Genomic DNA, 26,543 nt, shown 5'->3' on the forward strand with positions numbered 1-26,543 from the left:
TCCACAAAGCTCGGCTGTCCTGTCCGCTTAACCGCCATCGCTACCCTCCAAGGCTCTGCCCTAGGGAATCACAACTGCAAGGGGAGAAGGGAAGCAGGCGCTCAGCTTACCTCCCCAAACACCCGGTCCAGCGCCGCGTCATACGCCGCCTGCACCAGCTCCGGATGCAGCTTGGCCAGCGCTTCCATCATCACGCCGGAGTTGATCTCGAGCACGCGCCAGGTGCCATCGACACGAACCACGTCGATCGACGCGAAGGTGATGCCGATGGCGCTCGCGGCATCGATCGCGAGCTTCACGCAAGCCGTTCGAACCTCGCCGGCCTCCAGCAGCACCGGCTTTGCACCGGCATCGAGATTGTGCCGCCAGTCCGAGCCACGCTGCTTGCTGTAGACGACGAGGGGCACGTCATCGAGCAGCACCACGCGGACCTCCTCCTCGATCGCGACATAGGGCGAGATCACGAGCCCCGTGCTCATCGCAAAGACCTCGCGGGCCGCGTGGTCGAGTTCCGCCGCCGCCGTCACCTTGAACACCGAGCGCCCCGATGTCCCCTCGTTCGGCTTCACCACCATGCCTTGCGGATTCTGCGCGAGCAGCGCCAGCATCGCTTCATGCCAGCTTGGGCCAGCGACGTGCACGCCCAGCCTCGGGTTGAGGAAGAGCTGATGCGGAATGCACGGCACGTCCGCCAGCGTCAGCGCCTCGGCGGTCGCCGATTTGTCGTTGGCGAGGCGATGCGCGATCGCACTGTTGAGGCCGATGTCGTAGCCGAAGGCGAAGCGGCGCGTCTCGCCCTGGCGCATCGCGATCAGCCAGCCGCCGGCGCGGCTGTCGACTGCAATGCCATGGCGGGCGCAATAGCGCCTGATCGCCTGGACGAAGATCCGCTCGCTGCCAGCCATCTGTTTCAGTCGCTCGTGTCGGTCGTTCCTGGCGCCAAAAGCCGCAAAAATGCGGGAATCGGCGCCATAGCGGGTGAAAATCAGAGCTATTCTTAATGAAATTCTCGCGAGCGCGACGGAAATTAAGTGCTGCATTCGAGCCTTGGCGGGAAAAGAAATTGCCCTTCTTCCGCGCCCGGCAGCAGATTCATTAATGATGCGGCCATTTCCGCTGCAAATGCCGGTTTGATCGGCATCAATTGCATCCGAAACGAGGTTGATTATTGGTCTCAATGGCGTAGATCACACACGCGAAATCCTCCGCCATGGCAATGGTGTCCGCCCCGCTTTCAGGGGCCGGGCAGAGCTTTTGCCCTAAAACCGCAATTATTCGGAATATCGAAAATCATGAGCGCGTTTTACCGAGAGAAGGTTCTTTCCGTCCAGCACTGGACCGACACGCTGTTCAGCTTCCGCGCCACGCGCGATACCGGCTTCCGGTTCCAGAACGGCCAGTTCGCCATGATCGGCCTCGAGGTCGACGGCCGTCCGCTGCTGCGCGCCTACAGCATGGCGAGCGCCAACCACGAGGAAGAGCTCGAGTTCTTCTCGATCAAGGTGCAGGACGGCCCGCTCACCTCGCGCCTGCAGAAGATCAAGGAAGGCGACACCATCCTGGTCGGCCGCAAGGCGACCGGTACGCTGATCACCGACAACCTCATCCCCGGCAAGCGGCTGATGCTGCTGTCGACCGGCACCGGCCTTGCGCCCTTCGCCAGCCTGATCAAGGACCCCGATGTCTACGACCAGTTCGAGTCCATCGTGCTGGTGCATGGCTGCCGCCAAGTGTCCGAGCTCGCTTATGGCGAGAAGCTGGTCGCGAACCTGCGCGAGGACGAGCTGTTCGGCGAGCTGCTCGCGGACAAGCTGATCTACTATCCGACCGTGACCCGCGAGCCGTTCAAGAACCGCGGCCGCATCACCGACCTCATCAACTCCGAGCAGATCTTCAACGACATTGGCCAGGGTCCGCTCGACATCGCGACCGACCGCATCATGATGTGCGGCAGCCCGGCGATGCTCGAAGAGCTCAAGGTGATGTTCGAGAGCCGCGACTTCATCGAAGGCAGCGGCAACAAGCCCGGTCATTTCGTGATCGAGAAGGCCTTCGTCGAGCGGTAAGCGCCGCGTCTTCCCCGTCGTCCCGGACCAGCGCGCCCAAAGCGCGCGCCGATCCGGGACCCATAGCCACAGGCTGTGGTGATGCGAAGACTCGGAGTGACAGCCTCCTAAGCCATTAAATTCCGTGGTTATGGATCCCGGGTCTGCGCTTACGCTTGCCCGGGATGACAGCTCAGTTTGTGGCCACCACGGCCTCGTCCCATCCCCCGCCCTCTGCTGCAGCGCAACAACACTACCCTCTCGGCGGATTGATCTGCCGCGGCCCGAATTCGCTAGCCTGAAACAAGGGCCGCGTCATATCCGTATGACAGGGGCGGGCGTATCGTACCGCCTCATGCCGGCGAGAGGATGAGATCGTGGCCGACGACAATAAAAAGCTGGAATCGCCGAAACGCCTGGCACTGGCGGAAGAGGGGGTCATGGAGACCCTGCTGCTGCCGTTCTCGCCGCGCTTCATCGTGCTGACGATGTGCGCGGTCGTCACCGCGCTCCTGATCGGCATCGGCATCGCCGACCGCAAGATCTCGGACATCCTGCTGATCCCGATCCTGATCTTCGGCGCCCTGACGCTGCTCGGCGTCCGCGACCTCCTGCAGAAGAGCCACGCGGTGCTGCGCAACTATCCGATCTCGGCGCATATCCGCTTCCTGCTCGAAGAGATCCGCCCCGAGATGCGGCAGTATTTCTTCGAGAGCGAGAAGGACGGCATGCCGTTCTCGCGCGACACCCGCGCGGTGGTCTATCAGCGCGCCAAGATGCAGCTCGACAAGCGTCCGTTCGGCACCCAGGAGGACGTCTATCGCGAGGGCTATGAGTGGATGCATCACTCGGTCTCGCCGAAGGCGCATGCCGCGGAGAGGTTCCGCATCACCGTCGGCGGCCCCGACTGCAAGAAGCCCTATTCGGCCTCGGTGTTCAACATCTCCGCGATGAGCTTTGGTGCGCTCAGCCCGAATGCCGTGCGGGCGCTGAATGCCGGCGCGAAAAAGGGCGGCTTCGCGCACGACACCGGCGAAGGCGGCTTCAGCCCCTATCACGCAGAGATGGGCGGCGACATCATCTGGGAGATCGGCTCCGGCTATTTCGGCTGCCGCCATCTCGACGGCTCCTTCGACCCCGAAGCGTTCGCGCGCGTCGCCGGCCAGGACCAGATCAAGATGGTCGAGCTCAAGATCAGCCAGGGCGCCAAGCCGGGTCATGGCGGCGTGCTGCCGGCGGCGAAGGTCTCGGAGGAGATTTCGAAGATTCGCGGCGTTGCCATGGGGGAGGACTGCATCTCGCCGGCCTCGCACCGGGCGTTCTCGACGCCTGTTGGCATGATGGAGTTCATCGCGGAGATGCGCCGCCTGTCCGGCGGCAAGCCGGCCGGCTTCAAGCTGTGCATCGGCCATCCCTGGGAGTTCCTGGCGATTTGCAAGGCGATGCTGGAGACCGGTATCTACCCTGATTTCATCGTCGTCGACGGCAATGAGGGCGGCACCGGCGCGGCGCCGCTGGAGTTCATGGACCATTTGGGCATGCCGATGCGCGAGGGCGTCAATTTCGTCCACAACGCGCTGGTCGGCATCAACGCGCGCGACCGCATCAAGATCGGTGCGTCCGGCAAGATCGCCACCGCCTTCGACATGGCGCGGGCGATGGCGATCGGCGCCGACTGGTGCAATTCGGCGCGCGGTTTCATGTTCTCGCTCGGCTGCATCCAGTCGCTGAGCTGCCACACCGACCGCTGCCCGACCGGTGTCGCGACGCAGGATCCGACGCGGGCGCGCGCGCTCTACGTGCCGCTCAAGATCGACCGCGTGCACAATTATCACCATGCCACGCTGCACTCGCTGACCGAGCTGATCGCCGCGGCCGGCCTCGAGCATCCGCAGCAGCTGCGCCCGATCCATTTCAGCCAGCGGACGTCGACGACCCAGGTGAAGTCCTTCGCACAGCTCTATCCGGCGCTGCGCCCCGGCGAGCTGCTCGAAGGCACCGAAGACCCGCGGTTCGCCGATGCCTGGCGGATGGCGCGGGCGGAGACGTTCCAGCCGGCGCTGTGAGCGCATCGTTCCGCCCGCGGCCACGTCGGGCCGATCCGTGTAAATTCAGCGCCAGCGCGGCTGGCAATTGGCATTTTGTTCAACTTTGGGTGTAAATTCACCCCATGGACGAGCGACGCAACAAAGCCAGACATCGGGTGCTGAAGGCCGGGACGATCGAGTTCGGCGGCGGCGCGATCGACTGCACCGTTCGCAATTTCTCGGACACCGGCGCGGCGCTCGACGTCACCAGCCCGGTCGGCATCCCCGAACACTTCACCCTGTTCATCCAGGCCGACGGAACGCATCTGCCCTGCACCGTGGTCTGGCGCAAGGAAAAGCGGATCGGGGTGAGGTTCGGGTAGGCGGTGTGGTCCCAACTCTTGTGGCATATTCAGCTGTCGTCCCGGACAAGCGCAGCTCTAGACAACGCGCAGCGTTGTCTAGAGTGGAGCGCAGATCCGGGACCCATACCGCGTGATCTATCGATCACGCTCGGCAGCAGTACCCAACTGCGAGTCTTCGCCAAACTACTCCCTGTGGTTATGGGTCCCGGATCAGCGCGCGCTTGGGGCGCGCTTGTCCGGGACGACGAGTGGAGAGTGGTACGCCGTCCTGCGTTCTCACACGCAGGTGCGCACTTCACGCCGCCGCCTGCTCCCCCCGCCGGCTCGCCAGAATCTTGTCGATCCTCCGGCCGTCGAGATCGACCACCTCGATATGCCAATCGCCGAGATCGAAGGCGTCGCCGACATCGGGCAGCATGCTGAATTGCTGCAGCACGAGGCCCGCCACCGTGTTGAAGCGATGCGGCGGCAGCTCGATGCCGAGCAGCTCGCCGAATTCGTCGACCGGCATCCAGCCGGCGACCAGCAGCGATTCGTCCGCGCGCTTGACGTAAGCCGGCTCCGGCGGGCCCTCCTCGGAGTGGAACGCGCCGACGATCGATTCCAGGATATCGGCCGCGGTGACCACGCCTTCGAAGGCGCCGTACTCGTCGTAGACGAAGCCGACGTGAACCGGAGCAGCTTTCAGGATCGTGAGCACATCGCGGGCATCCGCCGACGCCGGAATGCTCGGCGCTTCGCGGACCAGCGCCCGAAGGTCTGGCGTGCGTTCGCTCATGTAGGCGACCAGCAGGTCCTTGGCCTGGAGCACGCCGATCGGCTTGTCGCGATCGCCGTCGGACGCCGGAAAGCGCGAATGCGGGCTCTTCGCGATGATCTCCTGGATGGCCTCCGGTGCGTCGTTCAGATCGATCTCGTCGACCTCCGTGCGCGGCGTCATGACGGCGCCGACCGGCCGGTCGCCGAGCCGCATCACGCCGGCGATCATCTCCTTCTCGCCGGGCTCGAGCACGCCGGCGCTCTCGGCCTCGCTGACGAGGTGATGGATCTCGTCTTCCGAAACCTTCTCCTCGGCCTTGCCGCCGCGGCCGAGCAGCGTGAGGATCACCTTGCCGGAGAGATCGAGCAGGAAGACGAGCGGCAGCGATATCTTTGCAAGCACGTGCATCGCGGGCGCGACCCTGACGGCGATGCTTTCGGGGTCGCGCAGCGCCACCTGCTTCGGCACCAGCTCGCCGACGATCAGCGTCGCGTAGGTGATGAGCGTGACGACGATGCCGACGCCGACGATGTCGGCGATGCCTGAGGACAGGCCGAGCTCGATCAGCCATTGCGTCAGCCGCTGCCCGAGCGTCGCGCCGGAGAACGCGCCCGAGAGCACGCCAACCAGCGTGATGCCGATCTGCACCGTCGAGAGGAATTTTCCGGGATCGGCCGCCAGCGTCAGCGCCCGCTCGGCGCCGCGCACGCCCTTGGCCGCGAGCAGCGAGAGGCGGGCCGGGCGAGACGAGACCACGGCCAGCTCCGACATGGACAAGAGGCCGTTGATGACGATCAGGACGACGACGATGACGAGTTCGACGGAGAGCATTGACGTTCCGAGGTAAGCAAGTATGGCAGGCGGCTGCCGGCACACGCATTGATATAGGTATTCAGCGCGGAATTGCTGGCAATTCTGTCGCATCCGTCGCCGCGAGGAACCGCGTGGCGAACTATATTCCCCACGGTCTGCGACGAGATGACACCCGCGGAACTACGGGCATGTGCTTAACGGGGTCTTAGTGGCCGCCGACTAGGTTCTCCGCATTTGTAAATGCAATTTGGGGGACCGAGGATGCGGATCGGGAAGCTTTTCGCGCTGTCGATGCTGACGGTGACGGTTTTTGCAGTCATCCTCGGCGCCGAGGTGCTGATACCCCAGACGCGCATCTTCACGAACCGTTCCGACGCGATCAAGACGGTCGACGCCTTTGGCGCGACCCTGATGATCAGCCAGCAGGTCGCCGGCCTTCGCGCGCCCTACATTGGACCGATCTTCCAGGAAGCCGCTGCGACGCAGACGCAGATCGACGCTGCCGCGAAGGCTGCAAAGGCAGCCGATGCGGCATTCGAGAGGGCAAGGCCCACCTTCCTGGCGCTGAGTGACGCCGGATCGATGATCGAAAAGCTCGACCGTACCGCTCGGCGGCTCAAGGAGGTCACCACGGCGGCAGATCGCGCGATGAGCGTTCCCCTGGCGCAGCGCGACAGCGCCGTGATCAAGGCCTTCCTGCCCGGCGTGGCCGAGGTCATCGGCAACATCGAGCCGATCATGAATCAGCTCGAAGGACAGGTCGTCAACGCCGATTCGTCACTTGCGGCGCTACTGGGCCTGGCGCGAACGGCGCAGGATCTGCGTGTTTCGGCAGGCAGCCGCGCCGCCTCGCTGTCGCCGGCGCTGAGCGCACGCCGGCCGCTCACGGCGGCCGAGATAACGCTAATGGATCGCATGCAGGGTCGCGTCGAGGCCGATCGCGAACGCATCGAGGCCGGCATCGACCAGCTTGGAAGCCCGCCTCGTATCGCCGCCGCATTCAAGGCAGCGACGGAATCCTATTTCGGAAAAGCCGCGCCCGTCGTGGATAAGGAGATGCCTGCGGCCCGGAGCGACGGCAAGTACGGCATCAGCGCCGAAGAGCTCGCGAGCGTCATTGTGCCGGCGATCCAGATGTTCTACGGCGTGCGCGACGCTGCGCTGGCGGAAGCCGCCGAGCGCGCCTCGTCCTCGCGCGATGGCGCACTGGCGATGCTGGCGCTTGCGGGCGTTGCGGTGCTGGCTCTGCTCGGCACGCTCGGCGGCGTGACCATGATGCTGCGCAGCCGCGTGGTGACGCCGCTCAGCCGCCTCGCCGATGTGATCGGGACGCTCGCCGCCGGACGGCATGACGTCGAGATTCCGGCGACGGGCCGCAATGACGAGATCGGGCAGGTCGCGGGCTCGCTCCAGCACTTCAAGGATTCGCTTCTTGCCAAGAAGGCCGCCGACGAGGCGGCCGCGATCGAGGCCGAGGCGAAGCTCAAGCGCAGCCAGCGCATGGACCAGATCGCGCGCGAGTTCGAAGCCATGATCGGCGACGTCATCAACACCGTCGCGTCGGCATCCTCCGAGCTGGAGGTCTCGGCGGGAACGCTGACGAGCACGGCCGAACAGTCCGAGCAGGTCACCGCGACCGTCGCAGCCGCGTCCGAACAGGCCTCCACCAACGTGCAGACCGTTGCCGCGGCGGCCGAGGAGATGGCCTCGTCGGTCGACGAGATCAGCCGGCAGGTCCAGGACTCCGCGCGCGTCGCCGGTGAAGCCGTGCAGCAGGCCGAGCGGACCAACGATCATGTCGGCGAGCTCGCCAAGGCCGCGGGGCGGATCGGCGACGTCGTCGAGCTCATCAGCCAGATCGCGGGCCAGACCAATCTCCTGGCGCTGAACGCCACCATCGAGGCGGCGCGCGCCGGCGAGGCCGGACGCGGCTTCGCGGTGGTCGCCTCCGAGGTCAAGGCACTGGCCGAGCAGACCGCCAAGGCGACCGGCGAGATCAGCCAGCAGATCTCGGGGATCCAGGCGGCGACCGAGGATTCTGTCGGCGCCATCAAGGCGATCGGCGACACCATCACAAGGATGTCGGAGATCGCTTCCGCAATCGCCTCGGCGGTCGAGGAGCAGGGCGCGGCGACGCGCGAGATTTCCCGCAACGTGCAGCAGGCGGCGCGCGGCACCCAGCAGGTCTCCGCCAGCATCGTCGACGTGCAGCACGGCACGAGCCAGACCGGATCGGCCTCCGCCAACGTCCTCGCCGCGGCCAGATCGCTGTCCGGCGAGAGCACCCGTCTCAAGACCGAGGTCGGAAAATTCCTGGACGCTATCCGCGCCGCGTAGAGGTCCATTGTGGACGGAAGCGGTTTGACCTAGATTTGCAGCACGGGGATGTCGCAGCCTCCCCTTGAAGTGGTGATCCCACGCAAGCGCTGCTCGCTGATTCATGGAGCGAGCAATGGACGGGATCGCAATCGAGCTTCCGCTTTTCCTGTTGGCCACCTTCGCCGGCGCCTTCGTCGCCGGCCTCTCCGGCTTCGCCTTCGGCCTCGTCGCGGCATCGCTGTGGCTCTACGTGCTGACGCCGCTTCAGAGCGCCAGCCTGATCGTCGGCTTCGGCCTGCTGGTGCAGGGCTATTCGGTCTGGAAGCTGCGCAGCTCGCTCGACTGGCGCCGGCTGTGGCCCTTCATCGTCGGTGCAGTCGTCGGCGTGCCGGCCGGGGTGTCGCTTCTGACCTGGGCCGATCCGAAGAGCGTCCGCATCGCGGTCGGTGCGATCCTGATTGCCTACAGCCTCTATGCATTCTTCCGGCCGCAGCTCAAGCTCGCCACGGTCGTACCGCCGGCAGCCGACATCACGGTCGGTTTCGTCAACGGTCTGCTCGGCGGGCTGACGGGCCTTGCCGGCATCGTCGTCACCATCTGGTGCAATCTGCGCGGCCTGCCCAAGGACGTGCAGCGTGCCACGTTTCAGCCGGTCGCAGTCGTGGTGTTCGCCATGGCGGCGTTCTGGCTCGGTGCCAAGGGATCGCTCACGCTCGACACGGCAAAGCTGTTCGCGCTCGGCCTGCCGTTCCTGTTCGCCGGCACCTGGCTCGGCCTGAAACTGTTCGGCCGAATCGACGAGGCCGCGTTCCGCAAGATCGTGCTCGCGCTGCTGCTCGTCTCGGGTGTCGCGCTGCTGTTCTGAGCTGCGGCTCAGAACTCGCCGTGCAACCGTCCTGAAAACACCGACACCGGGCCACGATCCGCGTTGTAGGCGGGGTTGACGATGAGCTGGTAGTCGGCGGTGAAGGTCAGCGCCTTGTTCAGCGCGTAGGCGTAATAGGTCTCCAGCACGCGCTCGTGGCGGTAGTTGAGCTGGCCGTCGCCGATGAGGGGCCCGAGACCGCCGGCGGCGATGAAGTCGCGATGGTCCTGCGAGAGGCCGTTGACGGCGCCGGCAATGGCGACGACGTCGTCGGGCCGGCCCCATTTCGTTCCCTTCACCGAAACGCCGCCCGATAGGCTGCGGTCGATGTCAGTGAAGGCCATGATCTCGTTGCGGCCGTCGTTCCAGCTCCAGCGGCCGAACACACCGATATCGTCGGTGATCGCCTGCTCGACGTTGAATGCGTAGCCGTATTTGAGGCGGCCGCGGCGGGTCTGGCTGATGTCGACGCCGAACGCGGGATTGTCCAGCGTCTCGCGATAGCTGCCGGAGAAGGCGCTGTTGATGAAGCCGAGCGTGCGCAGCTTGCCGGGCTGGCCGAACAGCGAATAGCGCAGCTCGAGCTCGCCGACATATTCGCCGCGACGGCCGACATTCATGTCGAAATTGTTCGAGTTGGATACGGCATCGATCAGGAAGTACCCGCCGCGTAGCGCCCATTGCTTCTGGTTCAATTCGGCCGTGGCGCCGTAGCCGAGGCCGAGCTTGTCGGCGGCGTAGTCGAAGGCGCCGGACGCCCAGATCGACCAGTTCATGAAGTCCTTGCGCGGATCATGCGCATAGGAATTGCCGTCGAACACGTCGACCACGGAGAACTTGCCGACCTGCAAGGTCAGGCGCGAGACGTCAACCTTGCTGGCGAGCTGGAATTGGCTGCTGGCAAGCTCTTCCTGCTCGCCGCCGAAGCCGAATGTGTGGCGCACGAACAGACGCGAAGCGTTGAAATGCGGATAGGGAAAGCCGGACTTCTGTGCTTCGCCGTTGGGGAAGCCCGCAGCGCCCGTCGTGTTGTTGAAGCCGAAGCCCTGCAGCAGCTCGGGATTGAAATAGACCTCGCCGCCGTCCCACAGCCGCGCATTCAGATAGAGCGAATTGCTCCAGGTCTGCTGGAAATCCGGCGACGGAAGCAGGCTGTTCGTTCCGGTATAGGGCGCGTGGAACGCCGGGTAACCCTGTCCCAGCGCGGTCGACTGGCCGTGAATCTCCCAGCGACTGGACTCCGTGTCCGTCACATCCGACTTCGGGTTGTAGGTCGGCACACCCGGCCAGTCGATCTTGCGATTGAGGCCGATGCGCAGGCTCTGGAAATCCATCGACGACGCATATTGGGCGCCGGAGGGGAAGGTGACGTTGGCGTTGTCGAACTTGCTGTAGAGATATTCGAGCCGCGCGCTCCAGTGCGGCGCGAAGGCGTATTCGACGCCGCCGCCGGCAGTCCAGCCGAACCGCGTGTGCAGCACCTTCTCTTCAGTGCCTCCCGTCGGCGTCGACAGAAAACGCTCGCCGGTGAAGGCGGCGCCGCCGGTTGCGTAAAACAGCCAGTTGCCGCTGGTATAGCCGAGCCGCGCGCGCAGGCTCGCGACATAGTCCCAGCGCTCCTCGGCGCCCGACAGCGCGCTCGCCGCCGATGACACGACGTGGTTGGACGGCAGATAGTTCGGAAACGAGATGTCACCTTCGACGCCGAGCAGGAGCCCCGAATTGAGGCGCCAGTTGTAGCCAGCCTGCACGCCGCCGGTCGCGCCGGTGAACACATTGTTGTCGGTTGCGAGCGTCGGATCTGTCAGTGTCGCCGAGGAGGTGCCGCGGGTGACGCCGGCATGCGCGCCGATATAGAGACCGGTCCAGTCATAGACGGCCTTCAGCGCCGGTGCCTTCAGCGGCAGATCGGCCGCGCGGCTGGCGGCGGGCAAAACCATCACGCCCGAGGCGATTGCCGCGGCCGTCTGCAAATACCTGTAACGGTGACCTTTCAACGTCAAAACGCACGCCCCCAAACGCGAATGTGTCCCACTCGCCGCGATATCCCTGCCGATTCGCGGCGACCCTGTCATCAGGTTCCGGTTGTCCACGCCGTCGGCCGAAATGATCCCGGTTCGACGCGATTTCTTCCCAAGTCCCTGCATATGCAGCAAACCTTATTGCGATTAATTCGCAATAGCAACTAGTGCGGATTGCCGCAGGTGATGGTTCGCACCCTTGTGTGACGGGGCTGCAACATCGCTTAGGGACACAGGAACTGGATGGCTCGCGTGGAGCCCGGCCTCTTGGAGGCCGGTCCGAGACTTGGAGGAGGGGTGGTGTCATCGCGAAGGGCAAGTGGCCGGTCGCCGGCCAACGCAAGCGCCTAGCAGCCGCGGCAGATGCCCTTGATCTTCTTGTCGAGCAGCGCGTCCTCCTTGCTCGACGGACTGTTCGCCGGTTTGCTCATCGCCGGACTATACGTCGCCGGCGTATTCCACCACTGCTGCCAGAGCTTCTCGCCGATCGTGCAGAGAACCCGTGGCTTCTCGTCCCCAGAGGGGGCGGTCGATCGTTCCGGCGTGCGGCCCGCGACCTCGAGAGCCAGCTTGGTCCGGATCGCCTCCTTGAAGTTTTCGCGGTTGGTGATCGGCACAACAAAGGAGCCTGGGCCGCCGATCACGCAATCCTCATAGTACCAATCGATATGATCGATATGCTGGAAGTCCGTCGCATCAGCGGGTGTCGCGTTGGTCATGACCGGCAGGCCGGTGATGACGATGCCCTGCTGCAACGCTGTGTCGCGCGCTGAGGTGACCGGATCGCCGTTGCTGTTGGGACCGTCGCCCGAAATGTCGATGATGCGGCGCGAACCACTGTAGGGTTTCTGCTCGAACAGCGACGCGGCGAATTTGATTGCACTTGAAATCGAGGTACGCGAACCGCGGCGGATCGGAGCATTGCTAATTTCAGTTGCGACGGCCTCAGCCGCTCCCGGCCCGTCGATCTGTCGCCAGGGGACGATTATTTTCTGGTCGCTGGTCGACGACCATTCGAAATAGGTCAACGCGATCTTGCCGATAGGACCGGCTCGCATCGCTCGGAGAAACTCCTTCGAGACAATGGCCTTGGCATAGCCTTCGCGTTGAGCCGCCAGGTCATCCGGTTCCACCGAGTAGGAAACGTCGACCGCAATGACGAGTTCGAGGTCCACGGAGGGGCGGCTGTCGCCCTGGGTCGCTGTTTGCGGCTGTGAGGCCGGCTCGGGAAATGCCTGTGTCGATGTCAGGATCGCAATCAGGATCGATCCAATTGAGATCCGCCAATTCACGCTCGCCCTCCAGCCATCCCTTCCTATCCTGACACGCGGAAGGTGCAATCGGAAGGACGGTCCGTAGGTGTTCTAGAGCCGGAAAAATGGTTGACCCGCCCGGGGGGGACAGCCGGGCGGGTCGGGGGCACGACACGGGGTGGATGAGGCGCCCGTGTCGGACGCAGGATCCACGTGGGAGATCGGCCTCAGGTACTCAGATCAGTAGCAGCTACGAACGCGGCCGACGTACTGGCCGAAGGCGTTGTACTGGGCGACCCAGCCGCAGCGGTGATAGCCGTAGTAATAGGGATCGTTGCTGGCGGCGATCGCGGAGCCGACGACGGCGGCGGTGGCGATGCCGGCACCCACGCCCCAGACCCAGCCGGGCTGCTTGGCTTCGGCCGAGGTGGTGGTGGACGCGATGCTGCCGGTGACGGCAAGGGCAGCGAGAGCGGCGGCGGCAATCTTGGTCTTGATCGACATGTGAAACTCCATCCGGTGTTGAGGCGGTCCGTTGTGGCCCGCGTGCCCAGTTGGACGGAGGCATGCCCAAACCGGTTCGAAAGCGCATCTGGCGCTCCCGGAGGTCGGGTATTTCCCCAATAGTTTCAGTTGGATGCGGGCTAGCCGAGGGGCCCTTTGGCGAGCCTGTTCACGTCGAAGTTATCGACCTCGCTCAGCAGTTCGCAGAAGGCGCGCGCGCCCTGATCGATCAGCTGCTCGCCCTTCTCGGCGACGGCCAGCGTCGCATCGCCGACCGCGCCGGTGGCGTTGAGATCCTGCGCCTGCCAGGCGAAGGGCGCCGGCCGCTGCGTCGACAGCCAGCGATACTGCTTTTCCAGCGCGATGCTGCTCGCGGGAAAATCCGCGATCGCATCCTTGCGCACCTGACCCGGATAGCGCGCCAGCATGATCGAGGTCTCGACCGCGCCGCCGTGAATGCCGTGGCGCACTTCCTCGGCGGGGAACAATTTGTCCGCCCCTGATAGCCGCGACCACGACGTCGTCACCACGAAGAGCTTGTGATGCGCGCGCAGGTCCTGCGCCACCAGCATCATCGCCGCGCTGTTGCCGCCATGACTGGTGATGATGACGAGCTTCCGCAGGCCGCGCCGCGCGATGTCCTCGCCGATTCCGGTCCATCGCTTCAGCGCCGCGTCGGTCGGCAGCGTCTGCGTGCCCGGATAGTCGATATGCTCGGTGGAAATGCCGACCTGTTCGACCGGGAGGAACGTCGCCGGAACCGACGCGGACAAGAGCTCGCGCACGCGGGCCAGATAGGCCTGTGCGATCAGCACATCGGTCGTGAGCGGCAAATGCGGGCCATGCTGCTCGGTCGCCGCCAGCGGCAGCACCGCGATCCAGCGCGACACCTCCGCAGGGCCCGCATGGGCCCAGTTGATGTCGATCCAGTCGCGGGGCGGCGTCATCAAGGTTTCTTTGCCCGAATTTGTCACGTAATTTGGGTTATGAGGGGACGCGGGCCCGACCGGCTCGCGTCCCCAATGTCATGCGGTTTTATCGCGTTGGCTTGGCATGAGCCAGAAGCGATTGGGCTAGAAGCGATCGATGGAGTGCACTCATGAGCCCCTCTCATCTGCGGCGAGCGTTAACGGCAGGCCTGATGGCCGCTTTCGTCACGGTCCTGCCGGCGCGTGCCGAGACGCTCGACAAGGTCACCTTCGGCACCAACTGGGTCGCCGAGGCCGAGCACGGTGGCTTCTTCCAGGCGGTGGCCGACGGCACCTACAAGAAGTATGGGCTGGACGTCACCATCGTCCCCGGCGGCCCCAACGAGAACAACCGGATGCTGCTGATCGCCGGCAAGATCGATTTCTTCATGGCCGCGAACACGCTGATGTCGTTCGATGCGGTGGCGAATAATGTCCCGGTCGTCACCATCGCTGCGGTCTTCCAGAAGGATCCGCAGGTGATGCTGACGCAGCCCGACGCCAAGGTCGCCAAGATCGAGGACCTCAAGCCGCTGACGCTGTTCGTCTCCAAGGAGGGCATGACCAGCTATTTCCAGTGGCTGAAATCCGAATATGGCTTCAACGAGAAGAACGTCCGTCCCTATAATTTCAATCCGCAGCCCTTCATCGCCAACCCCAAGAGCGCGATGCAGGGTTACGTCACCTCCGAGCCCTTCGCGGTCGAGAAGGCCGCCGGCTTCAAGCCCAACGTGCTGCTGCTCGCCGATTCCGGCTTCAACACCTATTCGACCCTGATCGAGACTCGCCGGGACATCGTCGAGAAGAAGCCTGATCTGGTGCAGCGCTTCGTCGATGCCTCCATGATCGGCTGGTACAATTACATCTACCGCGACAATTCCGCCGGCAATGCCCTGATCAAGCAGCTCAACCCGGAGATGACCGACGATCTGCTCGCCTATTCCGTCGCCAAGATGAAGGAATACGGCATCGTCGATTCCGGCGACAGCTTGAAGAACGGCATCGGCGCGATGAGCGACGAGCGCTACACCTCCTTCTTCAACAAGATGGTGAAGGCGGGGGTCGTGAAGGCGGATCTCGATTTCCGCAAATCCTACACGCTGCGCTTCGTCAACAAGGGCGTCGGCGTCGAGCTGCGCCCGAGCAAGCCGTAACGCGCGGTCGATGTCCGCTGCCCAAACCTCGTCTGCCGTCGAGGCCAGCCTGACCGCTCTCGCCGTCAGCCTTCGCGGCGTGACGAAGACGTATGACAACGGCGTCATGGCGCTCGGACCGCTCGATCTTGCCGTGCGCAAGGGCGAGTTCATCTCGCTGCTCGGTCCGTCCGGCTGCGGCAAGTCGACGGCGCTGCGGCTGATCGCGGGGCTCAGTGCGCCGTCGTCAGGCATCGTGCGGGTGGCGCGTCACGAGGGCCCTGCGCAGCCGGGTCATGGTATCGGCTTCGTGTTCCAGGAGCCGACCCTGATGCCCTGGGCCAGCGTGCGCGAGAACGTGCGGCTGCCGCTGAAGCTTGGCGGCGTTCCGAAGGCCGAAGGGCGCGCGCGCGCCGACGAGGCGCTGGCCAGCGTCGGGCTCGCCGATTTCACTGATGCCTATCCGCGTGAGCTCTCCGGCGGCATGAAGATGCGGGTGTCGCTGGCGCGCGCACTGGTCACCGACCCTGATATCCTCCTGATGGACGAGCCGTTCGCGGCGCTCGACGAGATCACGCGCTTCTGCCTCAACAACGATTTGCTCGCGCTGTGGCGAACCCTCGGCAAGACCGTCATCTTCGTCACGCATTCGGTGTTCGAATCCGTCTATCTGTCGCAGCGCGTCGTGGTCATGACGGCGCGGCCGGGCCGCATCCAGGCCGATCTCCGCATCGAGACGGTTGAGCCGCGCGGTGAGGAGTTTCGTACCTCCGCTGCTTATTCCGATTATTGCCGACGCGTGTCCGCCGCGCTGGCGCCGTCTTATTCGGGGCAGTCGACGTTATGAGCGCGCAAGCTTCCGTCACCGCAAAACCGTCACCCGCGCAACGCGCGATGCGCTTCGTGCTTCCCGTCATCGTCTTCGCGGCAGGCCTCCTCGCCTGGGAACTCGTGGTCCGCATCAAGGACATCCCGCCTTACGTGCTGCCGGCGCCGTCCGTCATCGTCGTGACGCTGATCAGGGACTGGGCGGTGCTGTCACAATCGCTCGCCACCACGCTGCTGACGACGCTGGAAGGTTTTGCCGCCGCCAGCATCGGCGGCATTGCGCTGGCGCTGCTGTTCAACCAGTCGAAATGGGTGGAATATTCGCTGTTCCCCTATGCGATCGTGCTCCAGGTGACGCCGGTCATCGCGATTGCACCACTGCTCCTGATCTATCTGGAGCAGCAGACCGCGGTCGTCGTCTGTGCCTTCATCGTCGCCTTTTTCCCGGTGCTGTCGAACACCACGCTGGGATTGAATTCGGTCGACCGCAACCTGGCCGGGCTGTTCCAGCTTTATGGCGCATCAAAGCCACAAACCCTGCGCTTCCTGAAGCTGCCGGCGGCGTTGCCTTACATTCTCGGGGGCCTGCGCATTGCCGGCGGCCTGTCGCTGATCGGCGCCGTCGTGGCCGAAATCGCGGCGGGAACGGCCGGAGCCGGCTCCGGGCTCGCCTACAGGATCGCCGAGTCGGGCTACCGGTTGAACATACCCCGCATGTTCGCCGCGCTGCTGCTGTTGTCGCTGGCCGGGATTGTCATCTATGGGGTGCTGGCGGTAGTTTCCCACCTCGTTTTACGGCGCTGGCATGAAAGCGCGCTTGGAAAGGAAAGCTGATGTCTACCGGTTCGATTTCGTCCGAAAAGATCGATCTTTTGATTTATGGACCGGTGCGGCCGATCCTCGAGAGCGGGTTTTCCGATCATTTCGTCGTGCACAAGGCCGAGACGCGCGGTGATCTCGAGCGGCTGACTCCGGCGATCCGCGAAAAAATCCGCGGCGTGGCGGTGACCTATCACACCGTCCGGGCCGACAAGGATTCGCTGTCGCAGCTGCCCAAGATCGAGATGGTGGCGAGCTTCGGCGTCGGCTACGACCACATCGATGCCAAATACGCGGCCGAGCACAATATCATCGTCACCAACACGCCCGACGTGCTGACCGAGGAAGTCGCCGACGTCGCGATGGGCTTGTTGATCTCGACCTTGCGCGAATTCATCAAGGCCGACCGCTACGTCCGCTCCGGGCTCTGGCAGACCCAGAACTATCCGCTCAGCGTCGGCTCGCTGCGCGACCGCAAGGTCGGCATCGTCGGCATGGGCCGGATCGGCCAGGCCATCGCACGTCGGCTCGACGCCTCGCTGGTGCCGGTGGTCTATCACTCGCGCAATCCGTCCAAGGACGTCTCCTACAAGCACTATCCTGATCTGATCGAGATGGCGAAGGCCGTGGACACCTTGATGGTGATCGTGCCCGGCTGCGCCTCGACCAACAAGATGATCAATGCCGAGGTGCTCAAGGCGCTCGGCCCGCGCGGCGTGCTGATCAACGTCGCGCGCGGCTCCGTGGTCGACGAGCCGGCGCTGATCCAGGCGCTGAAGTCAGGCACCATCCTTGCCGCCGGCCTCGACGTGTTCGCGGCCGAGCCGACCGTGCCGGACGAGCTCAAGTCCATGCAGAACGTCGTGCTGCTGCCGCATATCGGCTCGGCCTCGGTGGTGACGCGCAACGCCATGGACCAGCTCGTCGTCGACAACCTCAAGTCCTGGTTTGCCGGCAAGGCGCCGCTGACGCCGGTTGCGGAAACGCCGTTCAAGGGGCGCTGATGAGAGCTCTTCAGGTCGTCGCATGGATGATCGCGGCATGCGCTGCCGCGATCGGTGCTGCGCATGCGCAGGATGCGACGAGCCTGAAGAAATCGATGCCCGGACAATGGGAGCTCTCGACCACCGAGCGCAGCAAGACCTGCGTTGTCACGCTCAAGGCCGATGCCGCAGGCCAGGGTTACAAGCTGGAGCTGGAGCCGGCCTGCAAGGCCGCGCTGCCCTTCACCAAGGACATCGTCGCCTGGAGCGTGAAGGGCCTCGACATCGTTCGCTTGCAGGATGCGACCGGTGAGGCCGTGATCGACTTCACCGAGGTCGAGGCCGGCATCTTCGAGGGTCTGCGCCAGGGTGAGGGCGTCTACATCCTGCAGGATCTCGCCGCCGCCCGCTCGATGGCCAAGTCGATGGACCAGATGATCGGCGACTGGTCGATGGTGCGCGGCAACGGTCAGCCGGTGTGCGGGCTGACGCTGACCAACACGGAAGCGGGCCAGGACAATTTCCAGGTCTTCCTCAAGCCGAAATGCGATCCCGCCATCGCGCAGTTCAACCCGACGCAATGGCGGCTCGAGCGCGGCCAGATCATCCTGATGTCGAAATCAGGCGGTGTCTGGCAGTTCGAGGCCGACGACAACGCGCAATGGCGGCGCGTCCCTGATACCGCCGATCCCCTGATCATGCTGCGTCAGTAGGCGCCGCCGCCTCATCCGCCGCTGTCGTCCCGGGGCGCGAAGCGAGCCCGGGACCCATAACCCCAGGAAGTGGTTGTTGCGCGAGGTGATCACTCCGAGCCTTCGCCAAAATTCGCCCTGTGGTTTTGGATCCCGGGCTCGCGCTGCGCGCGCCCCGGGATGACGGGCGCGCCGCGAAACCCGATCTCATCCTGAGAGCCTGCCAAGGATGGCTGCAGATTACGTCGTCACCTTCGGCGGCGGCGCGGTGCCTTGCGCCCACTTCTCCAGCTTGCCGAGCACGCCCCAGGCGGTGAGCGCGAGCGAGATCGGCATCGCGAACTGGCCGAGGCCCGGCACCGCCGAGACGATCGTGCCGAGCAGTCCGGCAATGCCGCTTGCATTGGGGCTCGCCGTTACCGAAGAGAGCAGCGCAGTGATGAGCGAGCCGCCGATGCCGAGCGCGGTCTTCTTGCCGTCGAGCAGCTTGCCGATGGTCTCGCCCAGCGCACCGTTGACCTGGCCGAGCACGGGTTTGCCGTTGTTGTTGAGCAGCGTGCTGAGCAGGTCGACGACCTGCTTCAATTGATCGACAGGGGCGGGGTTGGTCGGGGTCACCGGTCCTGGCATCGGCGTCGTTTTGTTGACGAGGGAGAAGAGCCGCTCGAACAGGCTGATCGGATCGTTGCTGGCGGGCAGCGTGTTGCCTGATGTCGTCGGTCCCGGAATCGTTCCGCCGCCGGCCGTCGGTCGCAGCACCTGCGCGAGGTCTTCCAGCCGCTTCAGGACCTGGGACAGGTCGCCGCTCTGCATGACCCCTCCCGGTTGCGTCGCGCGCGTGATGGCGGCGACCGTGGCAGCGTCGAGGAGGCCGGTATCCCTGAGGCCGTTCTGCTGCTGAAACCGCGAGACCGCGGCCCTGGTCTTCGGACCGCTGATGCCGTCCTCGGCGAGCGGCGGATTGGCGCCGAGCCTGTTGAGCGCCTGCTGCATCAGCACGACCGTCGAGGCCGCATCGTCCTCCGGCTCGATCCGGCCTGCGAATTGCGGGCTGCCGTCGAGCGTGATCGAGGAATCCAGCGCCAGCATCGCATGCAGGATCACGGCGGTGCCGAGCTGGGAATCGACATGGTTCGGGTCGAACACGTGATCGCGGACGAATTTTCCGGGCCTTGCCTCGGGCGGGCCGTACAGGTTCGAGCCGCCGTAGAGATAGGGCGAATTCACGCCCTTGGCGTGGTAGCCGAAGCCGTTGAACGCCTCGAGCCGGAATAGCATGCGCGCGATGCTCCAGTCCTGCGCGCCGATGAAATTCTCGATTCTGAACGCGTCCACGGCGCCGTCCACGAAAGTGGCAAACGGGCCGCGTCCCTTCGGCACGATGGTCGTCACGCGATGCAGCGACTCGCCGTTGCCGAGATAGGTGTCGAAATCGAAATTGGACTCACGGTAATGGCAGAGGGCGGCAAAATGCCAGGGTACGCCGGTCAAGCGCTCGATCTGCTGATAGGTCGCCTTGCCGTTGATCGCCTTGCGAGCCACCGCATTCGCGTCGGCGAGGCGTCCGGGCCGGATCTCGAGACTGGCCCAGTTTCGCTCGTATTCGTTCTTCAGACTGTCGAATGACACAGCCATTTCGCGCTCCTGCAAATTGATAAACGATCGAGTCTCCGTGCAATTCAAAAGTGAACCAGGTGCCGTGATCAGGGCGTGACGCCAGCGTGATCGCGGCCAATGGTGGCAGGCCGCCGCCTCGGCGCGTGTGAAATGGCTTACAGCCACAGCGGGAAATGAGAGACTATACTTGGACGTGCAGGGGTGACCGCTCGCGACGGAACCGGCGGGGTCGTTCGTCCGTTAACGATGCAGGCAGTTTGGCAAGGAGGCCTGCATGGCCAAGCGTGTCCTCGCGATCGGCATCGAGCCCGGCGTGGCGGACTACAGCGCATTCCCGCAAATCACGCCGGAGCTCGTGCGCGGCTACATCGAGGCGCAGCTGCTACGCCTGCGCGATCGCGGCTTCGAGGTCACGAGCTGCCTGATCGATCTCGACGCGGCGGCCGAAGCTGCCGTCACTGCAGCGTTGCGCGAAGAACGCTTCGACTGCATCGTGATCGGCGCGGGCCTGCGCGAGCCGAAGGAGCGCCTGCTGCTGTTCGAGAAGGTGCTCAACCTCGTCCATAGCCTCGCGCCGGAGGCCACGATCTGCTTCAACACCACGCCGGCCGACACCGTCGAAGCCGTGCAGCGCTGGATCGAACCAGGATGACCGGCTCACCGTCGGTTTGAACCGGTGGGCATCAACCCTTCAATGCAACCACCCGTTGACGTCAGCGGCATTGTGGAACAATCATGTTCGCAGTCATCACCGGTGGGAATCCCATGTCCAGATTTATGCTGCTGCTCGTCTGCGCAACGATCCTTGCGGGCTGCGATGCCGTCAGCACGGTGACGGAAGGGTTCAAGCAGTCGAAAGCCGTCGAGACCGACCTCGAGCAATCGACCGGCGTCAAGCCGGCGGTCGGCTTCAATTGGCACAATGGGAGGCTGGTGTTGGTGACGGTTCAATTCCCGCGCCTCTATGAAAACAGGCCGTTGAACGAGCTTGCAGGGCTCGTTCGCGACGCCGTCACCAGGGATTTCAAGCAGACACCCGAAAGGATCGTGCTCGCCTTCGCGGTCGACAAGTGAGGCCGGCGCGACCGGTATCCCGCGCCCGGTGGGACCAGGGCGACATTCCTCCGCGCTTTGGGATGGGCGGAAGGCGATTTGATCTGGCCCGAATCCCCGCCGGGCGCTAAAACTCGGCCTCACCACCGGGAGGACGCGCATGGTTCGAGGTCTTCGCATTGGAAGTTTTGGAATGGCGGCCTGTCTAGCGGTCGCGATGGCAATGCCGGTGCATGAGGCGATGGCCCAGGACGCCGTCGGCGGTGCGATCATCGGCGGTGTCGGCGGAGCGATCCTCGGCGGCGCGCTCGGCGGAGGCCGTGGCGCGGCCATCGGTGCCGTCGTCGGAGCCGGCACGGGCGCCGCGATCGCCTCCGAGGGCGAGCGCCGCCGCTCCGGCTACTACGCCTATCAGCGCGGCTGCTACATGCAGCGGCCCGATGGCTATTACGTCCGGGTCGATCCCCGCTATTGCTACTGAGGCGCGAGCGGCCGCGTTCTAGCTCTTCGCAGTCTCCGGCATGATCTGCAGCAGCGGCTCCGGCTGGATCGAGATCTGGCCGGCGAACGGCCGGTCATGCGCGGCGATCAGCAGGACGGAGGTGGCGACCCCGGTCGCGAACAGGCCCATCGCGACCGCCGATCCCAGGCGGTTGTCGCAATGAACGAGGCCGATCACCAGCAGCGCGCAGGCGGCCTGCAGATACAGGCACCACCATTTGACCGGGTTCACCGCGGCGAGGCTGACGATGATCCGCTGCCGCCGCGCGTCCAGCGCCTGCTCCAGCGCGGCGATCAGTTCGCGCTGCACATTGGCCTGACCGTTGCCTTGCGGCGTCATCGTGATGACGAGCTGCAGGGCATCGGCGAGCGGTGGCGGCGTCACCTTCAGCGAGGCCTCCTGATGCGCCATCATCGGCCATTCCACGGCGACGGCCTGTCCGACATAGTCGTGGACGAGGCCGCGCAGCTTCGCATCCTGCTCCGCCGGCAGGCCCGCGGCCAGCAGCACGGCGCTGCGCAGCGCGCTCGCCTCGCGGCTCACCGCAGCGCTGGCGCGGTCGCTGTCGCCCCAGACCTGCGCCGCGATGAAGGCGACGAACAGGCCGAAGATGATGCCGAGCACCGGCAGCATGCCCGGCGAGATCGCCTTCAGCGATTTGGCACGCTCCTCCGTTGCGACCAGCGCGACACCCGCGAAGATGGCCACGGCCAGGGAATAGGTGAATCCGAAGATCACCAGCGCCATCCAGGGCAGCGGCAGATTGTGCAGCCAGTCGCTCATGCCGCTCTTGTCGCCTGATTTGCGGCCCTGGATCAACCGCCTCCCGCGCAGGCTCGCATGCCCGCATCTGCCGACGATGATGTGATCGTGCACGGCGATGCCGAGCGGCTTGGCGATGTCGATGATCGCTTTCGTCATCTGGCGGCCTTACCGACTTTGACAAAGGTTGGTCGCCGCGAGGACGCGGAACGCCTTCAGGCTCCCGAGGAGCCCTTGCGATACTCAGCCGGCGTACAATTGAGGTGCTGCCGAAAGACCCTGTTCAGATGACTCTGGTCGGCAAAGCCGCTGAGGAGTGCGATCTCCTTGAGCGCCAGATTGTTCCGTCGCAGATGCTGGCATGCCTGTTCGACTTTCTGCTTCTGAACAAATGCGTGAGGGCGTATCCCGTAGTGAGCATGGAATTTGCGGGCGAATTGAATCGGCGTGCAGTTGCAGATGGCTGCCAGTTCGTCGAGCGTGATGTTTCGAGAAATATTCTGCTGGATATAGTCCTCGATCAGCCGGGCATGAGCCGGCCTGAAATGTCCCTGCGCGGAAGGCATCTTGAACTTCACCGCGGCGTATTTCCGCATGATGTGGACGCTGGCCTGGAGCGATAGGGCGTCGTAGCAGAGTCTTCCGCCGGGACCGCCGGCGGCGACTTCGTGAGCCATTTGTTCGTTGATCCAGCTCAGGACGGGGTCATCGATTCCGAGCAGGTCATGAAGTTCAATGGCGGCGACGTCACGATCGAAAGCCTCGCTCGCGGTTTTCATCATGAAAGCCGGTGAGATGTAGAAGTGGCTGACTTCTATATCGTTCGCCCATCGCCAATGCGAAGGCTCGGCACGGGTCAGCAGTGTAGTAATGCCACGGCTGACGCGCTCCTGCTTCCATGCGCCGGTCACGCGACGGTTCATCGCGGTGGCTCCCTGCCGGTAGACGACGATCAGGAAGTCTTCCGTCGGGGGGACCCAAATGTCGGACGGCGCATAGCGAAATACCCGCATGCGGAAATCAGGCCGGCCGACTGCCGAACTGTCCAGCTTCAGTTCGCCTGGTGCGTATCGCGGAAGCTCCTCGACCGCAATCAACTTGCTCATGGCGCAGCCTCCCCCACGGTTGGCGGCCGTTCGCCGGCTCTTCTTTCCGATGATGGGCATCGGTAGCGCAGGATACGGCGCATTTTGCATTCGGCCAAATGCATTAGTTCGCCGGGGCCTTCGCTGCGCCGCACACGCGTTTCGTTCAAAGAAAGGTCGGCTTCGTTCAAGCCCGCCGTGCCTCGGGGCAACTAGTTTCCGGCACGTTCTGCCGGCGATTGGATCGCCATGGAGACGCAACTCCACCCCCGATTCGGTCGAGTGGGCACGGTGCACAGCCAAAAAACAGCAGGAGAGGGAAATGGACCAGGCTACAATCAAGTCCGGGGAACTGAACGGATCAAAAAAAACGACCCTCGACGCGGTCGTTATCGGGGCTGGCATCGCGGGTCTGTACCAGTTGTACCGCATGCGGCAACTGGGATTGAAGGTCCGCGCCTTCGAGGCAGGCTCCGGCGTCGGCGGAACCTGGTACTGGAATCGTTACCCCGGCGCGCGCTTCGATTCTCAGGTCGAGGTGTACCAGTATTGGTTTTCCGAGGATTTGTACAAGGCGTGGAAGCCGAGCGAGCGTTTTCCGGCGCAGCCCGAGACCGAGCAATGGCTGAACTTCGTCGCTGATCGCTTCGATCTCAAGAAGGACATCCAGTTCAGCACCCGGATCGAGTCCGCCACCTATCGGGAGAAGGACGGCCGCTGGGACGTGGTCACCTCCGATGGCGAACGCATTGATACGCAATACCTGTTGGCGTGCTGCGGCATGCTGTCGGCGCCGCTGAACGACCGCTTCCCGGGCCAGTCCACGTTCAAAGGCGTGATCACCCATACCGGCCTCTGGCCGAAAGAGGGTGTCGATCTCAAAGGCAAGCGGGTCGCCGTGGTGGGCACCGGAGCCACCGGCATCCAGGTGATCCAGACCATCGCACCCGAAGTCGGGTCGATGAAGGTGTTCGTGCGTACGCCGCAATATGTCGTGCCCATGAAGAACCCGAAATATTCGCAAGCGGATTGGGATCGCTGGAGTAGCCGGTTCAATGAGCTGAAGACCCGCGTGCGCTCCACCTTCGCCGGCTTCGACTATGACTTCGAGAACCGCCCTTGGGGTGAGCTGACCGCCGATGAGCGCACCGAGGTCCTGGAAAAATACTGGAACGACGGATCGCTCTCGATGTGGCTTGCGACGTTCCCGGAAATGTTCTTCGACGAGGCGGTCAGCGCGGTCGTTTCCGAATTCGTCCGAGGCAAGTTGCGGCAGCGGCTTCGGAACGACCCGAAGCTGTGCGACCTGCTCATTCCGTCCGAGAACGACTACGGATTCGGCACGCATCGTGTGCCACTCGAGAACAAATATCTCGAGGCCTATCTGCAGGACAACGTCGAGGGCGTGAACTGCCGCAAAACACCGATCGAGCGCATCGTGCCCGAAGGCATCCAGACCTCCGACGGGAAGGTCCATGAAGCCGACGTCATCATCCTGGCTGTCGGTTTCGACGCCGGCACGGGCGCCCTCAGCCGCATCGACATCCGCGGCCGCGCCGGCCTTTCGCTGAAGGATAGGTGGCACGACGAGATCCGCACCGCGATGGGTCTGCAGGTGCACGGCTATCCCAACCTGTTCACCACCGGCGCGCCGCTCGCTCCGTCCGCCGCGCTTTGCAACATGACAACCTGTCTTCAGCAGCAGGTGGACTGGATCACCGACTGCATTGTCTATGCGAGGGAGCACGGCAAAGGCGTCATCGAAGCAACCAAGGAGTTCGAGGACAGCTGGGTGAAGCACCACGACGAAACCGCGGCCGCGACCCTCGTTGTGAAAACCGACTCCTGGTACATGGGCTCGAACGTCGACGGAAAGCCGCGACGCCTGCTGTCCTATATTGGCGGCGTCGGCAACTACAACCGGCAGTGCGACGAACTTGCGGCCAATGGCTACCAGGGCTTTGCGATGACCTGATGATAACAACAACGGAAGGAAACATCCAATGAGCACAAATCCCTACTACGGCCAGGAAGGCCACGGCCCCTACGAGATGGTCGGAATCGGCAACCTCGAGCTTGAGGAGGGCGGCCTTATTCCGGACTGTCAGCTTGCGGTGGCGACCCACGGAACGCTGAACGCGGCAAAGGACAACGCAATCCTCGTTCCGACCTGGTACTCGGGAACGAGCAAGATCATGGAGCAGGTCTACATCGGCAACGGGCGTGCGCTCGATCCGGCGAAGTATTTCATCGTCGTCGTCAATCAGATCGGAAATGGCCTCTCCACCTCACCGAACAACAGCAGTGGAGCGCAGGCCGGGCCGACCTTCCCGAAAGTGCGCATTGCCGACGACGTTCGCGCCCAACACAAGCTTCTGACCGGGAAGTACGGTCTGAAGAGCCTCGCGCTGGTCGTCGGCGGGTCGATGGGCGCACAGCAGACCTATGAGTGGGCCGTGCGCTATCCCGATTTCGTCAAGCGCGCCGCTCCGATCGCCGGCACCGCCAGGAACACCGAGCACGATTTCGTCTTCGCCGAGACGCTCTCCGAAGCGATCACATCCGATCCGGGGTTCAACGCCGGCAAGTATGGTTCGCCGGCCGATGTCGCCGCTGGCCTCAAGCGCCACGCCAAGCTGTGGACGGTGATGGGGTGGAGTACCGACTTCTTCCGCGAAGGCCGGCACAAGGCGCTCGGCTTCGATTCGATGCAGGCCTTCGTCGATACCTTCATGACAGGATACTTCGCGCCGATGGATCCAAACGATCTGCTGGCGATGGCGTGGAAGTGGCAACGAGGCGACGTGAGCCGCAACACCGGCGGCGATCTCGCGGCGGCGCTCGGCCGCATCAAGGCGAAGACCTACGTGATGCCGATCAGTCACGACATGTTCTTCCCGCCGGGCGACTGCGAGGTCGAGCAGCGTCTGATCCCGGGAAGCCAGTTCCGTCCGCTGAAGAGCATCTGCGGACATCTCGGACTGTTCGGCGTGGACCCGGAGTTGCTCGCGCAGCTTGATGCCAATTTGAACGAGCTGCTGGCGACGCCCGTGAATTGACGCGCCGGATTGATTGAGCGCCTGTTGCAGTTGAGGGCTCGAACGAGAATTGTTCGCGCCCTCAATCCGC

24 protein-coding genes and 1 pseudogene are annotated in these 26,543 nt (G+C 64.1%); 15 read left to right on the plus strand and 10 right to left on the minus strand.

Features of this window, described 5'->3' with window-relative positions:
• Positions 1-101: 101 nt before the first annotated feature.
• A complete protein-coding gene (locus JQ635_RS08690) occupies positions 102-905 on the minus strand; it encodes an ATP-grasp domain-containing protein (RefSeq protein ID WP_211409463.1) in 804 nt (267 codons plus the stop codon).
• 387 nt (positions 906-1,292) lie between these two features.
• Here JQ635_RS08690 and JQ635_RS08695 point away from each other — a divergent pair, with 387 nt between their 5' ends.
• From JQ635_RS08695 to JQ635_RS08705, 3 genes are all read left to right on the plus strand, one after another.
• Positions 1,293-2,066, plus strand: coding sequence for a ferredoxin--NADP reductase (locus JQ635_RS08695; protein WP_211409464.1), 774 nt, complete (start codon positions 1,293-1,295; stop codon positions 2,064-2,066).
• Between the two features lie 419 nt (positions 2,067-2,485).
• Positions 2,486-4,111: an FMN-binding glutamate synthase family protein gene (locus JQ635_RS08700; RefSeq protein WP_211409847.1), complete on the plus strand. Its 1,626-nt coding sequence runs from the start codon at positions 2,486-2,488 to the stop codon at positions 4,109-4,111.
• Between the two features lie 104 nt (positions 4,112-4,215).
• Positions 4,216-4,455 (plus strand): PilZ domain-containing protein, encoded by a 240-nt coding sequence (locus tag JQ635_RS08705; protein WP_018644094.1) that lies wholly within the window; start codon positions 4,216-4,218, stop codon positions 4,453-4,455.
• Positions 4,456-4,732: 277 nt separating this feature from the next.
• Here JQ635_RS08705 and JQ635_RS08710 read toward each other — a convergent pair whose 3' ends face one another.
• Positions 4,733-6,028: a hemolysin family protein gene (locus JQ635_RS08710; RefSeq protein WP_211409465.1), complete on the minus strand. Its 1,296-nt coding sequence runs from the start codon at positions 6,026-6,028 to the stop codon at positions 4,733-4,735.
• Between the two features lie 243 nt (positions 6,029-6,271).
• Here JQ635_RS08710 and JQ635_RS08715 point away from each other — a divergent pair, with 243 nt between their 5' ends.
• Together JQ635_RS08715 and JQ635_RS08720 are read left to right on the plus strand one after the other, a co-directional pair.
• Positions 6,272-8,347: a methyl-accepting chemotaxis protein gene (locus tag JQ635_RS08715; RefSeq protein ID WP_211409466.1), complete on the plus strand. Its 2,076-nt coding sequence runs from the start codon at positions 6,272-6,274 to the stop codon at positions 8,345-8,347.
• Positions 8,348-8,462: 115 nt separating this feature from the next.
• Positions 8,463-9,194, plus strand: a complete 732-nt coding sequence (locus JQ635_RS08720) for a sulfite exporter TauE/SafE family protein (protein ID WP_211409467.1) — start codon at positions 8,463-8,465, stop codon at positions 9,192-9,194.
• Between the two features lie 8 nt (positions 9,195-9,202).
• Here the strand turns inward: JQ635_RS08720 and JQ635_RS08725 are convergent, their stop codons facing one another.
• The 4 genes from JQ635_RS08725 to JQ635_RS08740 all read right to left on the minus strand — a co-directional run bounded on the left by JQ635_RS08725 (position 9,203) and on the right by JQ635_RS08740 (position 13,919).
• Positions 9,203-11,134 carry a carbohydrate porin gene (locus JQ635_RS08725; RefSeq protein ID WP_246583424.1) on the minus strand — a complete coding sequence of 644 codons (1,932 nt, stop codon included), beginning with the start codon at positions 11,132-11,134 and terminating at the stop codon, positions 9,203-9,205.
• A gap of 428 nt (positions 11,135-11,562) precedes the next feature.
• Entirely contained in the window at positions 11,563-12,507 is a 945-nt protein-coding gene (locus JQ635_RS08730) for a DUF1194 domain-containing protein (RefSeq protein WP_211409468.1), read from the minus strand.
• 201 nt (positions 12,508-12,708) lie between these two features.
• Positions 12,709-12,972: a hypothetical protein gene (locus JQ635_RS08735; RefSeq protein WP_211409469.1), complete on the minus strand. Its 264-nt coding sequence runs from the start codon at positions 12,970-12,972 to the stop codon at positions 12,709-12,711.
• A 140-nt stretch (positions 12,973-13,112) separates the two neighbouring features.
• Positions 13,113-13,919 (minus strand): creatininase family protein, encoded by an 807-nt coding sequence (locus JQ635_RS08740; RefSeq protein ID WP_211409470.1) that lies wholly within the window; start codon positions 13,917-13,919, stop codon positions 13,113-13,115.
• A 152-nt stretch (positions 13,920-14,071) separates the two neighbouring features.
• Between JQ635_RS08740 and JQ635_RS08745 the strand changes: the two genes are divergently transcribed.
• Genes JQ635_RS08745 through JQ635_RS08765 form a run of 5 tightly spaced genes read left to right on the plus strand, consistent with a single transcriptional unit; the run spans position 14,072 to position 18,416 of the window.
• Positions 14,072-15,094, plus strand: coding sequence for an ABC transporter substrate-binding protein (locus tag JQ635_RS08745; RefSeq protein WP_211409471.1), 1,023 nt, complete (start codon positions 14,072-14,074; stop codon positions 15,092-15,094).
• Positions 15,095-15,104: 10 nt separating this feature from the next.
• Entirely contained in the window at positions 15,105-15,920 is an 816-nt protein-coding gene (locus JQ635_RS08750; protein WP_211409472.1) for an ABC transporter ATP-binding protein, read from the plus strand.
• Positions 15,917-16,735, plus strand: a complete 819-nt coding sequence (locus JQ635_RS08755) for an ABC transporter permease (RefSeq protein ID WP_211409473.1) — start codon at positions 15,917-15,919, stop codon at positions 16,733-16,735. The genes JQ635_RS08750 and JQ635_RS08755 overlap by 4 nt, the downstream gene beginning before the upstream one ends.
• A complete protein-coding gene (locus JQ635_RS08760) occupies positions 16,735-17,724 on the plus strand; it encodes a 2-hydroxyacid dehydrogenase (RefSeq protein ID WP_211409474.1) in 990 nt (329 codons plus the stop codon). The genes JQ635_RS08755 and JQ635_RS08760 overlap by 1 nt, the downstream gene beginning before the upstream one ends.
• Positions 17,724-18,416, plus strand: a complete 693-nt coding sequence (locus JQ635_RS08765; RefSeq protein ID WP_211409475.1) for an AprI/Inh family metalloprotease inhibitor — start codon at positions 17,724-17,726, stop codon at positions 18,414-18,416. The genes JQ635_RS08760 and JQ635_RS08765 overlap by 1 nt, the downstream gene beginning before the upstream one ends.
• A 219-nt stretch (positions 18,417-18,635) precedes the next feature.
• Here JQ635_RS08765 and JQ635_RS08770 read toward each other — a convergent pair whose 3' ends face one another.
• Positions 18,636-20,030, minus strand: coding sequence for a peptidoglycan-binding protein (locus JQ635_RS08770; protein ID WP_211409476.1), 1,395 nt, complete (start codon positions 20,028-20,030; stop codon positions 18,636-18,638).
• Positions 20,031-20,286: 256 nt separating this feature from the next.
• Here JQ635_RS08770 and JQ635_RS08775 point away from each other — a divergent pair, with 256 nt between their 5' ends.
• The 3 genes from JQ635_RS08775 (at position 20,287) to JQ635_RS08785 (ending at position 21,546) form a co-directional block, all read left to right on the plus strand.
• The gene (locus tag JQ635_RS08775; RefSeq protein ID WP_211409477.1) at positions 20,287-20,664 is read left to right on the plus strand and encodes a hypothetical protein; all 378 of its coding nucleotides are present in this window, start codon (positions 20,287-20,289) and stop codon (positions 20,662-20,664) included.
• Between the two features lie 113 nt (positions 20,665-20,777).
• Complete coding sequence (locus JQ635_RS08780; RefSeq protein WP_246583397.1) at positions 20,778-21,086, plus strand: hypothetical protein; 309 nt, start codon at positions 20,778-20,780, stop codon at positions 21,084-21,086.
• A 139-nt stretch (positions 21,087-21,225) separates the two neighbouring features.
• Positions 21,226-21,546 (plus strand): YMGG-like glycine zipper-containing protein, encoded by a 321-nt coding sequence (locus JQ635_RS08785; RefSeq protein ID WP_211409478.1) that lies wholly within the window; start codon positions 21,226-21,228, stop codon positions 21,544-21,546.
• An 18-nt stretch (positions 21,547-21,564) separates the two neighbouring features.
• Here JQ635_RS08785 and JQ635_RS08790 read toward each other — a convergent pair whose 3' ends face one another.
• The 3 genes and pseudogenes from JQ635_RS08790 to JQ635_RS08800 form a co-directional block, all read right to left on the minus strand.
• On the minus strand, positions 21,565-22,350 hold the full coding sequence (locus JQ635_RS08790; protein ID WP_211409850.1) for a DUF4239 domain-containing protein: 786 nt from the start codon (positions 22,348-22,350) through the stop codon (positions 21,565-21,567).
• Positions 22,351-22,380: 30 nt separating this feature from the next.
• A pseudogene (locus JQ635_RS08795) lies at positions 22,381-22,491 on the minus strand (JAB domain-containing protein); the annotation flags it as partial.
• Between the two features lie 53 nt (positions 22,492-22,544).
• The gene (locus JQ635_RS08800; protein ID WP_211409479.1) at positions 22,545-23,435 is read right to left on the minus strand and encodes an AraC family transcriptional regulator; all 891 of its coding nucleotides are present in this window, start codon (positions 23,433-23,435) and stop codon (positions 22,545-22,547) included.
• 301 nt (positions 23,436-23,736) lie between these two features.
• Between JQ635_RS08800 and JQ635_RS08805 the strand changes: the two genes are divergently transcribed.
• Together JQ635_RS08805 and JQ635_RS08810 are read left to right on the plus strand one after the other, a co-directional pair.
• The gene (locus JQ635_RS08805; protein ID WP_211409851.1) at positions 23,737-25,389 is read left to right on the plus strand and encodes a flavin-containing monooxygenase; all 1,653 of its coding nucleotides are present in this window, start codon (positions 23,737-23,739) and stop codon (positions 25,387-25,389) included.
• A 28-nt stretch (positions 25,390-25,417) separates the two neighbouring features.
• Positions 25,418-26,473, plus strand: coding sequence for an alpha/beta fold hydrolase (locus JQ635_RS08810; RefSeq protein WP_211409480.1), 1,056 nt, complete (start codon positions 25,418-25,420; stop codon positions 26,471-26,473).
• The last annotated feature ends 70 nt before the right edge of the window (positions 26,474-26,543 follow it).

It is taken from the genome of Bradyrhizobium iriomotense (assembly GCF_018130765.1).
In the GTDB taxonomy this organism is placed as follows: domain Bacteria; phylum Pseudomonadota; class Alphaproteobacteria; order Rhizobiales; family Xanthobacteraceae; genus Bradyrhizobium; species Bradyrhizobium iriomotense_A.

Coding starts and splice junctions, on each gene's coding strand:
- JQ635_RS08690 (WP_211409463.1), bottom strand. CDS start 905: ATGGCTGGCAGCGAGCGGATCTTCGTCCAGGCGATCAGGCGCTATTGC.
- JQ635_RS08695 (WP_211409464.1), top strand. CDS start 1,293: ATGAGCGCGTTTTACCGAGAGAAGGTTCTTTCCGTCCAGCACTGGACC.
- JQ635_RS08700 (WP_211409847.1), top strand. CDS start 2,486: ATGGAGACCCTGCTGCTGCCGTTCTCGCCGCGCTTCATCGTGCTGACG.
- JQ635_RS08705 (WP_018644094.1), top strand. CDS start 4,216: ATGGACGAGCGACGCAACAAAGCCAGACATCGGGTGCTGAAGGCCGGG.
- JQ635_RS08710 (WP_211409465.1), bottom strand. CDS start 6,028: ATGCTCTCCGTCGAACTCGTCATCGTCGTCGTCCTGATCGTCATCAAC.
- JQ635_RS08715 (WP_211409466.1), top strand. CDS start 6,272: ATGCGGATCGGGAAGCTTTTCGCGCTGTCGATGCTGACGGTGACGGTT.
- JQ635_RS08720 (WP_211409467.1), top strand. CDS start 8,463: ATGGACGGGATCGCAATCGAGCTTCCGCTTTTCCTGTTGGCCACCTTC.
- JQ635_RS08725 (WP_246583424.1), bottom strand. CDS start 11,134: ATGGTTTTGCCCGCCGCCAGCCGCGCGGCCGATCTGCCGCTGAAGGCA.
- JQ635_RS08735 (WP_211409469.1), bottom strand. CDS start 12,972: ATGTCGATCAAGACCAAGATTGCCGCCGCCGCTCTCGCTGCCCTTGCC.
- JQ635_RS08740 (WP_211409470.1), bottom strand. CDS start 13,919: ATGACGCCGCCCCGCGACTGGATCGACATCAACTGGGCCCATGCGGGC.
- JQ635_RS08745 (WP_211409471.1), top strand. CDS start 14,072: ATGAGCCCCTCTCATCTGCGGCGAGCGTTAACGGCAGGCCTGATGGCC.
- JQ635_RS08750 (WP_211409472.1), top strand. CDS start 15,105: ATGTCCGCTGCCCAAACCTCGTCTGCCGTCGAGGCCAGCCTGACCGCT.
- JQ635_RS08755 (WP_211409473.1), top strand. CDS start 15,917: ATGAGCGCGCAAGCTTCCGTCACCGCAAAACCGTCACCCGCGCAACGC.
- JQ635_RS08760 (WP_211409474.1), top strand. CDS start 16,735: ATGTCTACCGGTTCGATTTCGTCCGAAAAGATCGATCTTTTGATTTAT.
- JQ635_RS08765 (WP_211409475.1), top strand. CDS start 17,724: ATGAGAGCTCTTCAGGTCGTCGCATGGATGATCGCGGCATGCGCTGCC.
- JQ635_RS08770 (WP_211409476.1), bottom strand. CDS start 20,030: ATGGCTGTGTCATTCGACAGTCTGAAGAACGAATACGAGCGAAACTGG.
- JQ635_RS08775 (WP_211409477.1), top strand. CDS start 20,287: ATGGCCAAGCGTGTCCTCGCGATCGGCATCGAGCCCGGCGTGGCGGAC.
- JQ635_RS08780 (WP_246583397.1), top strand. CDS start 20,778: ATGTCCAGATTTATGCTGCTGCTCGTCTGCGCAACGATCCTTGCGGGC.
- JQ635_RS08785 (WP_211409478.1), top strand. CDS start 21,226: ATGGTTCGAGGTCTTCGCATTGGAAGTTTTGGAATGGCGGCCTGTCTA.
- JQ635_RS08790 (WP_211409850.1), bottom strand. CDS start 22,350: ATGAGCGACTGGCTGCACAATCTGCCGCTGCCCTGGATGGCGCTGGTG.
- JQ635_RS08800 (WP_211409479.1), bottom strand. CDS start 23,435: ATGAGCAAGTTGATTGCGGTCGAGGAGCTTCCGCGATACGCACCAGGC.
- JQ635_RS08805 (WP_211409851.1), top strand. CDS start 23,737: ATGGACCAGGCTACAATCAAGTCCGGGGAACTGAACGGATCAAAAAAA.
- JQ635_RS08810 (WP_211409480.1), top strand. CDS start 25,418: ATGAGCACAAATCCCTACTACGGCCAGGAAGGCCACGGCCCCTACGAG.